General features: G+C 66.3%; 8 protein-coding genes. 2 read left to right on the top strand and 6 right to left on the bottom strand.

The features are described from left to right. Window positions 1-102 precede the first annotated feature (102 nt). Window positions 103-900: an outer membrane protein assembly factor BamD gene (locus AC07X5_RS17800; protein WP_409958375.1), complete on the top strand. Its 798-nt coding sequence runs from the start codon at window positions 103-105 to the stop codon at window positions 898-900. A 13-nt stretch (window positions 901-913) separates the two neighbouring features. Here the strand turns inward: AC07X5_RS17800 and yoaA are convergent, their stop codons facing one another. Continuing rightward, window positions 914-2947, bottom strand: coding sequence for a DNA repair helicase YoaA (gene yoaA / locus AC07X5_RS17795; protein WP_494771230.1), 2034 nt, complete (start codon window positions 2945-2947; stop codon window positions 914-916). A gap of 191 nt (window positions 2948-3138) precedes the next feature. On the opposite strand from yoaA, the gene AC07X5_RS17790 reads away from it, so the two are divergent. Then, on the top strand, window positions 3139-3990 hold the full coding sequence (locus AC07X5_RS17790; protein WP_494771229.1) for a PP2C family protein-serine/threonine phosphatase: 852 nt from the start codon (window positions 3139-3141) through the stop codon (window positions 3988-3990). 92 nt (window positions 3991-4082) lie between these two features. Here AC07X5_RS17790 and AC07X5_RS17785 read toward each other — a convergent pair whose 3' ends face one another. The 5 genes from AC07X5_RS17785 to AC07X5_RS17765 form a co-directional block, all read right to left on the bottom strand. Then, window positions 4083-4790 (bottom strand): hypothetical protein, encoded by a 708-nt coding sequence (locus AC07X5_RS17785; RefSeq protein ID WP_494771228.1) that lies wholly within the window; start codon window positions 4788-4790, stop codon window positions 4083-4085. Then, on the bottom strand, window positions 4787-5884 hold the full coding sequence (zapE, locus tag AC07X5_RS17780; protein WP_494771227.1) for a cell division protein ZapE: 1098 nt from the start codon (window positions 5882-5884) through the stop codon (window positions 4787-4789). The genes AC07X5_RS17785 and zapE overlap by 4 nt, the downstream gene beginning before the upstream one ends. Before the next feature lie 99 nt (window positions 5885-5983). Beyond that, window positions 5984-7411, bottom strand: coding sequence for a dihydrolipoyl dehydrogenase (lpdA, locus tag AC07X5_RS17775; protein WP_494771226.1), 1428 nt, complete (start codon window positions 7409-7411; stop codon window positions 5984-5986). Window positions 7412-7499: 88 nt separating this feature from the next. Next, the gene (gene odhB / locus AC07X5_RS17770) at window positions 7500-8789 is read right to left on the bottom strand and encodes a 2-oxoglutarate dehydrogenase complex dihydrolipoyllysine-residue succinyltransferase (RefSeq protein ID WP_494771225.1); all 1290 of its coding nucleotides are present in this window, start codon (window positions 8787-8789) and stop codon (window positions 7500-7502) included. Between the two features lie 52 nt (window positions 8790-8841). Next, the gene (locus AC07X5_RS17765) at window positions 8842-11721 is read right to left on the bottom strand and encodes a 2-oxoglutarate dehydrogenase E1 component (RefSeq protein WP_494771224.1); all 2880 of its coding nucleotides are present in this window, start codon (window positions 11719-11721) and stop codon (window positions 8842-8844) included. Window positions 11722-11814: the final 93 nt, after the last annotated feature.

The following is an 11814-nucleotide window of genomic DNA, read 5'->3' as shown; positions in this document are numbered from 1 at the left end:
CAATGCATGTTCGGTTTTTCCCGGCCTGCCCCGGTGCCGCCAGCCCGCACCGGCCGCTCCCGGAACATCCGGTTTCCTTTTTTTGCCTGAAAGCTGCTTGCGATGCTTCGTGCCCCACTGCCGTTTATCTCCGCCCTGCTGGCTGCAGGTGTCCTTGCCGGGTGCTCGACCACCACGGAAGACAAGACCGCCAACTGGAGCCCGAACCGCATCTACTCCGAAGCCAAGGATGAAATGAATTCGGGCGGCTACGACAAGGCCGTGCCGCTGTTCGAGAAGCTCGAAGGCCGTGCCGCCGGCACGCCGCTGGCCCAGCAGGCCCAGCTGGACAAGGCCTACGCCCACTACAAGGCCGGTGAAAAGGCGCAGGCCGTGGCCACGCTCGACCGCTTCATGAAGCTGCACCCCGCCAGTCCCGCGCTGGACTACGCGCTGTACCTCAAGGGCTTGGTCAATTTCAATGACAACCTGGGCCTGTTCTCGTGGCTGTCGCGCCAGGACCTGTCCGAGCGCGACCAGAAGGCCGCCAAGGATTCGTTCGAATCCTTCAGCGAACTGGCCACACGCTTCCCCGACTCGCGCTACGCCCAGGACGCGCGCCAGCGCATGACCTACATCGTCAACTCGCTGGCCCAGTACGAAGTGCACGTGGCGCGCTACTACTACCAGCGCGGCGCCTATGTGGCCGCCATCAGCCGCGCCCAGGTGGCCGTGGCCGACTACCAGGGCGTGCCCGCCGTGGAAGAGGCGCTCTACATCCTGATGCAGTCCTACGACGCCCTGGGCATGACCCAGTTGCGCGACGACACCCGCCGCGTGATGGACGCCTCGTATCCGCAAAGCGAGTACGTGCGCGCCGGGCTCAAGGGCAAGTCGGATCCATGGTGGAAGTTCTGGTAATCCACTGACCCGTTCAGACGGCGTCTGAACTCGCCGCCAGCAGATCATCCAGCGCGGCCTCAAAATCCTCCGGGGACTCCAGGCGCCGCATGGGCGGCAGGGCACGCAGCAGCCGCTTGCCATAGCCCATGGTGGCCAGGCGCGTGTCGCCGACCACCAGCACCCCGCGGTCCGACTCGCGCCGTATCAGCCGGCCCGCGCCCTGCTTGAGCGCCACGGCCGCCTCGGGCACCGAGTACTGCTGAAACGAACTTCCCCCCGCCTCTTCGATGCGCTGGCTGCGCGCCTCGACCAGCGGATCGCCCGGCGGCGGGAACGGCAACTTGTCGATGATGACCAGCTGCAGGGCATCGCCCGGCACGTCGAAGCCCTCCCAGAACGTGGCCGAGGCCACCAGGATGCACCCCGGAGCGCCATGCGTGCTGCCTTCGCGAAAGCGCTCCATGAGGCGGCGCTTGGGCCACTCGCCTTGCACCAGCACCGACAGCGACTGCCCATCGCCGAACCGGCGGTGCAAGGCATCACCGATCGAGGCCAGGGCCTTGAGCGTGGTCGTGAGCACCAGGGTGCGCCCGCCGATGCGGGCGGCGGCATCACCGGCCAGCCGGGCAATGGCTGCGCTGTGCGCCGGATCGGCCGGCTTGGGCAGGTGGCGCGGCACGTACAGCGCAGCCTGCGTGGCGTAGTCGAAGGGGCTGTCCACGCGCAGGATCTCGGCCCCTTCCAGGCCGCAACGCTCCACGAACCAGGTCAGGCCCTCGTCGGCGCCCAGCGTGGCCGAGGTGAAGATCCAGGCCCGCTCGCGCTCGCCCTCGGGGTCGGGCCATTCGTCGCCCTGCACGCTCTGGGTGGGCTGGGTCAGCAGGCGGGTGCGCATGGCATGGGCAATGTCGAGCGGCGATTCGACCAGCCGCACCTGGGTACTGGCGCCCAGGTCGATCCAGCGTACCGCATCATCGCTGCAGGGGCCGGCAAAGCGCGCCAGGCGCGCCAGCAGTTCGGTGCTGCGTTCGTACAGACGTGCCAGGTCGGGCGCGGTCTCGCTCAAGGTGTCGAGGGCTTCCTGGGCCTGGGCGCAGGCGCTGGCCAGGGCGCGCAGGCTGGCCTGCCAGGCGGCTGAATCGGCCCCCTCGGGCACCATGCCGGCCCAGCCGCGCTTGCCCTGCGCGCCGCCCGCAGCGCGCAGGTCGTCCACGCCGCGTTCCACCCGGTCCGCAAGCACCACCCAGTCGGCCAGGCCGCGCGCATGCGCCAGGCCGGCGGCCAGCAGGTCGCGCGCAAAGTCGAGCAACTGGCCCGAGGACAGCTGCAGGCCCAGGAACTGCACACCGGTCTCGCTGATCTGGTGCGCTTCGTCGAACACCACCACGCGCACCGAGGGCAGCAGTTCGGCCACGCCGGATTCGCGCACGGCCATGTCGGCAAAAAAGAGATGGTGGTTGATCACCACGATGTCGGCCGCCAGTGCCTCGCGCCGGGCGATGTTCACATGGCATTCACGCGCCCGCGGGCAGCTGGCGCCCAAGCAGTTCTCGCGCGTGGACGTCACCAGGGGAATCACCGGCGAGCGTTCGTCCAGGCCCGTGAGTTCGGCCAGGTCGCCGCTTCGGGTGGTGCGCGACCAGTCTTCCACTTTGGCCAACACACGCACGACATTACGATCTGTTACCGCACCGTCCTGGCGTGCCTGCACCATGCGGTGCAGGCACAGGTAGCTGGCCCGGCCCTTGAGCAAGGCAGCCCGCACAGGCACGCCCAGCACCTCGGCCAGCAGCGGCAGGTCGCGTGCGAACAGCTGGTCCTGCAGCGCCTTGGTGGCCGTGGAGAGCAGCACGCGTTCGCCGCTGAGCAGTGCCGGGACCAGGTAGGAGAAGGTCTTGCCCACGCCGGTGCCGGCCTCCACCACCAGCTTGCCGCCTTCTTCCATGGTGCGGGCCACGGCGGCGGCCATGCGGGTCTGGCCTTCGCGCGGGCGAAACTGGGCATCGGCGCGCGCCAGCAGGCCGCCGGGTGCGAACACCTCCTTCACCACCTCGGCCAGCGGCATCAGGCGCGCTCCCGGCGGTGTAGCAAGCGCTCCATGCGCCGCGTGATCGGTCGCCGCAGGGGCGGAAGGTGGGTGGATTTCAAGAGAGGGTGCCCGGCAGTCATGGCAAAAATGCCACAGGCGGGCGGATAATACGCGCTTCAGAGCATCCAGACGACAGACAGGCCCGTTGGCACACCACAATCACCAGCATGAGCACCAAAGCGTTTCGCCTTATCGCCTCCACCGGCATCCACAAGGGTGACCGCGAGTACCAGCAAGACCAGGTGGCCCTGATTGCACACGAGCGGCACAACGGCTGCGTGCTGGGGGTCGTGGCAGACGGCATGGGGGGACGCAGCGGTGGACGCAAGGCGTCCGACCAGGTCATGATGACCGCGCGCCAGCTCTTCGAGCGCTATTCACCCGAGACCGACGACCCGGCCGCCATGCTCAAGAGCATGGTCGAAGAAGCGCACATCGTCATCCGCCTCACCGCCATCTCGGCCGAGCAGGAGCCGCACAGCACCATTGCCGCCTTCCTGATCAACCCGCGCGGCGACTGCCATTGGGTGCATGCCGGCGACTCGCGCATCTACCACTTCCAGGGCGGGCGCCTGGCGCACCGTACCAGCGACCACTCCTACGTGCAGGCCCTGGTGGACCGCGGCGAGCTGACCGAAGCCGAGGCCAACAACCACCCGCACTCGAACATCCTGGTGGGCTGCCTGGGCACCGAGAGCGACCCGCCCATCACCACCCACATGATCCCCCAGCTGCACCCAGGCGACACGCTCATGGCCTGCAGCGACGGCGTGTGGCATTACTTCTCGCCGACCGAGCTGGCCTCGGTGGTCGAATCGCTCTCGCCGCGTGAAGCGACCGAGTTCCTGATCGAAAAGGCCCGCACCCGGGCGCGCGGGGGCGGCGACAACCTGTCGCTGGTGATCGTGAAGATCGAGGCCCTGATCGAGGAGAAGAAGCCCATCCAGGGCATGGGCATGGGTGCGCGCCCTGCCCCCAACGCCCCTGCGGCGGCAGGCACCACGACCAGCAAGGCCTGAAGGCGCTGGCAGCACCCCGCTGCCCTGCGGGCTGCTGCCGCACCCCACCAACATCGCCCCTGGATGGGAGCCGGGGCGGCGATATCCGCGTCTTACTTCGCTGCCTCCGGTGCCGGTACGGGCAGCGGTGCGGCCGGCTTGCGGCCTGATGCGGCGGCAGCGGCCTGGTCGCGCGCTACCCGGGCGCGGCGCGCTTCGGCCGCCCTCAGCTCCTCGGCATGGCGCTCGCGGGCGCGGCCCGCACGCTGGGCTGCTTCGGCGGCACGCTGGGCCCTCTCGGCCTCGCGCTGCTGGATGTCCTGGGTGCGCGGGGTGGGAACCACAGGGGTCTTGGGGGTACGCGGCGTGCGCGGGGTCTGCACATGCGGCTGACCACGCACGCCGATCCCCACCTCGGGCACTTCACCAGGCGGCCCGGGCTGGGCGCTCTGCTTCTCCGCAATGCTGCGCCTGCGGTCGGCCGCCTTCTCCTTGCGCTCGGCATCGTTGATCTGCATTTCCCGCTTGCGCAGCCCGGCCTCGGCCTCGCGCGTGCGGTTGCGCGAGGTGCGCAGGCAGTCTTCCACCGCAAAGAGCTTGTAGCACTCCTTGTCGGCACCAAGCTGCCGCTCGGCAATGGCCTTGCGCTCCTGGTCGATGCCCGCCCGCTCGGCCTTGCGCTGTGCATGGGCCGCCTTGCGTTCGGGCGATGCATCGGGGGCATCGTCCTGCGCCCTGGCCGGCGCCAACACAACCGCCTGCACCGCAAGGCACAGCGCGGGGATGAAGAATAAGCGCCGCGTTGTCGTCTTGCTTGTCATGTCAACCCTGTATCCACCACGCGGCGCTCGAGCGCCAGAAATTCCTTGGACTGCATTTCGTTCAGGCGCGACACCGTGCGCGGGAACTCATGTGCCAGGGGACCTTCCGTGTACAACGCCTCGGGCGGCACGGCCGCCGACATGATGAGCTTCACGCGCCGGTCATACAGCACGTCCACCAGCCAGGTGAAACGCCGCGCGGGCGAGGCCATGGCCACCGGCAGGTAGGGCACGTCGGACAGCAGCACGGTGTGGAACTGCGTGGCGATCTCCAGGTAGTCGTTCTGCGAACGCGGCCCACCGCAGAGCTCACGGAAATCGAACCATACCACCCCGCCAGCCTTGCGCTTGGCGCGGATCTCGCGCGCCTCGATGTGCAGCACCGGGTCTTCGTCATGCACCTCGGCCAGTTGGTTGAAGGCCTCGTTCATCTGCGCGTCGGCATCGGGGCCCAGGGGCATGTGGTAGAGCTTGACCTGCTCCATGGTGCGGCGCCGGTAGTCGGTGCCGTTGTCCACGTTCACCACCTCCAGGCGCTCATTGAGCAGCGCGATGGCGGGCAGGATGCGGTCGCGGTGCAGGCCGCCCGGGTACAGGTCGTCGGGCTTGAAGTTGGAGGTGGTGACGAAGCCCACACCGTTCTCGAACAGCGACGCCAGCAGGCGGTGCAGGATCATCGCGTCGGTGATGTCGGCCACGTGGAATTCGTCGAAGCAGATCAGCTTGTAGCGCTTGGAAATGCGCTCGCCCAGCACATCGAGCGGGTTCTGCGTGCCCTGCAGGCCCGCCAGCTCGCGGTGCACCTCGCGCATGAACTCGTGAAAATGCAGGCGCACCTTGCGCTTCAAGGGCACGGCGTTGAAGAAGCATTCCATCAGGAAGCTCTTGCCCCGCCCTACCCCTCCGTACATGTAGACGCCGCGCGGGATGTCGGGGTGGTTGATGAGCTTCTTGAACGCGTTGGAGCGCCGCTCCTTGTAGGTCGCCCACTCATCGGCGCAGCGCTGCAGCGCATCCACGGCGCGCAACTGCGCGGGGTCGCTTTGGAAACCCTTGGCCTCGAGTTCGGCCAGGTAGGCCTGTTTGACAGTCACGGTGCGCTCGCCTCTGCTGGGATTGAACAATGCACAAGGCGCCGCCGCCCTTCTCAGGGCGACGGCGCCATCCATCTCCACGGGGTGGAGATCAGATCATCAGAAGTTCAGCGTACGCTTGTCCACGGCCAGGGCCGCTTCCTTCGTGGCTTCGCTCAGGCTGGGGTGGGCGTGGCAGATGCGCGCGATGTCTTCGCTGCTGGCCTTGAACTCCATGGCCACGACGGCTTCGGAGATCAGCTCGCTGGCCTGTGGGCCCACGATGTGCACGCCCAGGATCTCGTCGGTGTCGGCATCGGCCAGCATCTTGACCATGCCGGTGGTGTCGCCCAGCGCACGTGCGCGGCCGTTGGCCAGGAAGGGGAAGCTTCCGGCCTTGTACTTGACGCCGTCGGCCTTGAGCTGCTGCTCGGTGCGGCCCACCCAGGCGATCTCGGGGCTGGTGTAGATGACCCAGGGCACGGTGTTGAAGTTCACGTGGCCATGCTGGCCGGCAATGCGCTCGGCCACGGCTACGCCTTCTTCCTCGGCCTTGTGCGCCAGCATCGGGCCGCGCACCACGTCGCCCACGGCCCACACGCCGGGCAGGTTGGTCTTGCAGTCGGCATCGACCACGATGGCGCCGCGCTCGTCCAGGGCAAGGCCCACGGCTTCGGGGTTCAGGCCGATGGTGTTGGGCACGCGGCCGATGGAGACGATGAGCTTGTCCACCTCCAGCGCCTGGGCTTCGCCCTTGGCGTTGGTGTAGGCAATGCTCACGCCCTTCTTGCCGGTCTTGATCTCGCCGACCTTCACGCCCAGTTCGATCTTCAGGCCCTGCTTGTCGAAGGCCTTCTTGGCTTCCTTGGCGATCTGCTCGTCCACCGCGCCCAGGAAGGTCGGCAGGCCTTCGAGGATGGTGACTTCGGCACCCAGGCGGCGCCACACCGAGCCCATTTCCAGGCCGATCACGCCCGAGCCGATCAGGCCCAGCTTCTTGGGCACCGCGCCCACGCGCAGCGCGCCGTCGTTGGACAGCACGAACTCTTCGTCGAACGGCGTGCCGGGCAGCGCACGGGCGTTGGAGCCGGTGGCGATGATGATCTGCTTGCCGGTGATGGACTCTTCGGCGGCGCCGGCCACCTTGATCTCGTAACCACCTTCGGCGGCCTTCACGAACGAGCCGCGGCCGTGGAAGAACGTGATCTTGTTCTTCTTGAACAGGTACAGGATGCCGTCGTTGTTCTGCTTCACGACGGTGTCCTTGCGGGCCAGCATCTTGGCCACGTCGATCTTGACGTCGCTGGCCGAAATGCCGTGCTCGGCAAAGTGCTTGTTGGCGTGCTCGAAATGCTCGGACGATTGCAGCAGCGCCTTGGAGGGGATGCAGCCCACGTTGGTGCAGGTGCCGCCGGGTGCGGGTCCGCCCTTTTCGTTCTTCCACTCGTCGATGCAGGCCACATTGAAGCCCAGCTGCGCTGCACGGATGGCAGCCACATAGCCGCCGGGGCCGCCGCCGATGACGATCACGTCGAATTGTTTGCTCATGTCGGTCTCAATACTTGTTCATTGAAAAAAGACCCACCGGCGGGCGCGGCCAGGGGCCGGCCACGCGGGTGGGTCGATTCGGGTGCTATCAGATGTCGAACAGCAGGCGCGATGGATCTTCCAGCGCTTCCTTCATGGCCACCAGGCCCAGTACGGCTTCGCGGCCGTCGATGATGCGGTGGTCATACGACATGGCCAGGTAGTTCATCGGGCGGATCACGATCTGGCCGTTCTCCACCACGGCGCGGTCCTTGGTGGCGTGCACGCCCAGGATGGCCGACTGCGGCGGGTTGATGATGGGGGTGGACAGCATGGAGCCGAAGGTGCCGCCGTTGCTGATCGAGAACGTCCCGCCGGTCATCTCTTCGATGCCCAGCTTGCCGTCCTTGGCCTTCTGGCCGAACTCGGCGATCTTCTTCTCGATGTCGGCAAAGCTCATCTGGTCTGCATTGCGCAGGATGGGCACCACCAGGCCGCGGGGCGAGCCCACGGCAATACCGATGTCGAAGAAGCCGTGGTAGACGATGTCGTTGCCATCGACCGAGGCGTTGAGCACGGGGTACTTCTTGAGGGCGTGCACGGCCGCCTTGACGAAGAAGCTCATGAAGCCGATCTTCACGCCGTGTTCCTTGGTGAACGCGTCCTGGAACTTCTTGCGCATGTCCATCACCGGGGCCATGTTCACTTCGTTGAACGTGGTCAGGATGGCGTTGGTCGATTGCGACTGCAGCAGGCGCTCGGCCACGCGTGCGCGCAGGCGGCTCATGGGCACGCGCTGCTCGGGGCGGCCGCTCAGGTCTTCCTTGGCAGCCGGGGCCGCCACCTGGGGCAGTGCCTTGGTAGGCACGCCTGTAGGAATGGCACTGGGAGCTGCCACGGCCGCCTTGGCGGCACCGCCGGCACCACCAGCGACCGCGCCGAGCACGTCGCCCTTGGTCACGCGGCCGTCCTTGCCCGAACCGGCCACATCGGATGCGGACAGGTTGTTCTCGGCCAGCAGCTTGGCGGCCGCAGGCATGGCCACATCGCCCTTGGAGCCGCCGGTGGCAGCAGCAGGCGCGGGAGCCGATGCAACAGCAGCGGCAGCGGGGGCAGCTGCTGCGGCGGCCGCTGCAGGCGCAGCAGCACCGGCCTTGCCTTCGGTGTCGATCTTGGCGATCAGCTGCTCGGCCACCACGGTGGCACCGTCGCCCTGGATGATTTCGGACAGCACGCCAGCGGAAGGCGCGGGCACTTCGAGCACGACCTTGTCGGTTTCGATCTCGATCAGGATCTCGTCCACTGCGACCGCTTCACCGGCCTTTTTCTTCCAGGTGAGCATGGTGGCTTCTGCCACGGACTCGGACAGCTGGGGGACTTTGACTTCTACGATAGCCATATCAATTCTTTCGGAATGGGGTTCTGTTCTGTGTATTCGGGGGTTGCCGGCCTTACTTGGTCAGGACAAAACCCTTGAGCTTGCCAAACGCGCCGTCCACCAGCGCCTTTTGCTGTTCCTGGTGCAGGTGCGAGTAGCCCACGGCAGGCGATGCGGACGCCGCGCGGCCGGAGTAACCCAGCTTCTGGCCATCCAGCATGTTCTCGTGGATGTAGTGCTGCACGAAGAACCAGGCGCCCTGGTTCTGTGGCTCGTCCTGGCACCACACCACGTCCGTGGCGTTCGGGAAGCGCTTGAGCTCGGCCGCGAATGCCTTGTGCGGGAAGGGATACAGCTGCTCGACGCGGATGATGGCAACGTCGTCATCCTCGCGCTCGGTGCGCTTCTTGACCAGGTCGTAGTAGACCTTGCCCGAGCAGGCAATCACGCGCTTGACCTTGGCAGCCTTCTTCACGATGGCTTCGTCCTGCTCCGGGATCACCGTCTGGAAGCTGCCCTTGGTGAACTCGGACAGCGGCGAGGTGGCGTCCTTGTTGCGCAGCAGCGACTTGGGCGTCATGATGATCAGCGGCTTGCGCAGATCACGCACCATCTGGCGGCGCAGGATGTGGAAGATCTGGCTTGCCGTGGTGGGCTGCACCACCTGCATGTTGGCGTCGGCCGACAACTGCATGAAGCGCTCCAGGCGGGCCGAGCTGTGCTCTGGGCCCTGGCCTTCGTAGCCGTGCGGCAGCATCAGCGTGATGCCGTTGACACGGCCCCACTTGACTTCGCCGGAGGCGATGAACTGGTCGATCACGACCTGCGCGCCGTTGGCGAAGTCGCCGAACTGGGCTTCCCAGATCACCAGGGTGTTGGGGTCGTTGGATGCGTAGCCGTACTCGAAGCCCAGCACCGCCTCTTCGGACAGGATGGAGTCGATCACGACGAACGGAGCCTGGTTCTCGCTCACGTTCTGCAGGGGCACGTAGGTGCCGGTGTCCCACTTCTCGCGCTTCTGGTCATGGATGACCGAGTGGCGGTGCGTGAACGTGCCGCGGCCGCAGTCTTCGCCGGACAAGCGCACGGGGAAGCCGCTGGCCACCAGCGAGGCGAAGGCCATGTGCTCGCCCATGCCCCAATCCACGGGGATGTCGCCACGTCCCATGGCCGCGCGGTCGTCGTAAACCTTCTTGACCAACTGGTGCGGCGTCACGCTTTCAGGGATGGTGGTGATCTTCTCGGCCAGGCGCTTCCACTCGGCCAGAGGGATCGCGGTATCGCCCGCGTCGGTCCACTTCTTGCCCAGGAACGGGCTCCAGTCCACGGCGTACTTGCTCTTGAAGTTGGTCAGCACCGGGTCGACCGTGTGCTTGCCCGCATCCATGGCAGCGCGGTAGGCCTTGACCATGTCGTCGCCCAGGGTCTCGCCCAGGCCTTGGGTGGCCAGCTTGTCGGCGTACAGCTTGCGCGTGCCGGGGTGCTGGCCGATCTTCTTGTACATCAGCGGCTGGGTCAGGGCAGGTGTGTCCTGCTCGTTGTGGCCGAGCTTGCGGAAGCAGATGATGTCCACGACCACGTCCTTCTGGAATTCCATGCGGAATTCGAGGGCAAGCTGGGTGGCCAGCACCACGGCTTCAGGATCATCACCGTTGACGTGCAGCACGGGCGACTCGACCATCTTCACGATGTCGGTGCAGTACAGCGTGGAGCGGGCGTCGCGCGGATCGGACGTGGTGAAACCGATCTGGTTGTTGATGATGATGTGCACCGTGCCACCCGTGGAATAGCCACGGGTCTGGGCCAGCGCCAGGGTTTCCTGGTTCACGCCCTGACCGGCAAAGGCCGCGTCGCCGTGCACCAGCACCGGCAGCACCTGCTTGCCCTGGGGGTCGGCGCGGCGGTCCATGCGGGCGCGCACCGAGCCTTCGACCACGGGATTCACGATTTCCAGGTGGGAAGGGTTGAACGCCAGCGACAGGTGGACCGGGCCGCCGGGGGTGGTCACGTCGGAGCTGAAGCCCTGGTGGTACTTCACGTCACCGGCCGGCAAATCTTCGGGTGCGGTGTGGTCGAACTCGGCGAACAGGTCCGCAGGCATCTTGCCCAGGGAGTTCACCAGCACGTTCAGGCGGCCGCGGTGGGCCATGCCGATCACGATTTCCTGCACGCCCTTGGCGCCAGCGGACTGGATCAGTTCGTCCATGGCGGCGATGAAGCTCTCACCCCCTTCAAGGGAGAAACGCTTCTGGCCGACGTACTTGGTGTGCAGGAAGCGTTCCAGGCCTTCGGCGGCCGTCAGGCGGTCGAGGATCTGCTTCTTCTTGTCGGCGCCGAAGCTGGGCTTGCTGCGGATGGTTTCCAGCTTTTCCTGCCACCAGCGCTTCTGGTTCTGGTCGGTGGCATACATGTACTCGGCACCGATGGAGCCGCAATACGTTTCGCGCAGCGCGTTGATCAGCTCGCGCAGCGGCATGGATTCCTTGCCGAAGAACGTGTTGCTGGTGTTGAACACGGTTTCCTGGTCCGCGTCGCTGAAGCCGTAGAACGAGGCTTCGAGTTCGGGGATCGCAGGGCGCTCGGTGCGCTTCAGGGGATCGAGGTCAGCCCAGCGCTGGCCCACATTGCGGTAGGCGGCGATCAGCTGCTGGACGGCGGTGCGCTTGCGGCCCAGCTCGGAGTCTGCACCGGTGGCCACGACGACCTTGGTGCCGCCCTGCTTGGCGCGCTCGGCAAAGGCATTGACGACGGGAAGGTGGGGGACGTCCTTGGCATTGGAGCCATCGACGGCAGGCACATGCTGCAGTGCGTCGAAATACTCGCGCCAGGTGTCGGGCACGCTGCCGGGGTTGGCGAGGTAGTTCTCGTACATCTCTTCGACATAGGGCGCATTGCCGCCGAAGAGGTAGGTGTTGCCTTGGTAGGCTTGATAGACGGTCGTCGTATCGCTCATATTCCGCTGACCTCCGCTTTCCTTGGGAAAGCATTAGCTGGTTGGTAAACCTTCCGCGACACGGCTGAACCGATTGGCGGATGCGACTGTGGC

It is taken from the genome of Acidovorax sp. GW458-11-26-14-TSB4 (genome assembly GCF_059423865.1).
Note: the sequence above shows the minus strand (reverse complement) of the source record. Positions and strands in the feature narration are given on the sequence as shown.

What these genes read in the sequence shown, in the direction of transcription:
- AC07X5_RS17800 (WP_409958375.1), top strand. Translation starts at nt 103, where the DNA reads ATGCTTCGTGCCCCACTGCCGTTTATCTCCGCCCTGCTGGCTGCAGGT.
- yoaA (WP_494771230.1), bottom strand. Translation starts at nt 2,947, where the DNA reads ATGCCGCTGGCCGAGGTGGTGAAGGAGGTGTTCGCACCCGGCGGCCTG.
- AC07X5_RS17790 (WP_494771229.1), top strand. Translation starts at nt 3,139, where the DNA reads ATGAGCACCAAAGCGTTTCGCCTTATCGCCTCCACCGGCATCCACAAG.
- AC07X5_RS17785 (WP_494771228.1), bottom strand. Translation starts at nt 4,790, where the DNA reads ATGACAAGCAAGACGACAACGCGGCGCTTATTCTTCATCCCCGCGCTG.
- lpdA (WP_494771226.1), bottom strand. Translation starts at nt 7,411, where the DNA reads ATGAGCAAACAATTCGACGTGATCGTCATCGGCGGCGGCCCCGGCGGC.
- odhB (WP_494771225.1), bottom strand. Translation starts at nt 8,789, where the DNA reads ATGGCTATCGTAGAAGTCAAAGTCCCCCAGCTGTCCGAGTCCGTGGCA.
- AC07X5_RS17765 (WP_494771224.1), bottom strand. Translation starts at nt 11,721, where the DNA reads ATGAGCGATACGACGACCGTCTATCAAGCCTACCAAGGCAACACCTAC.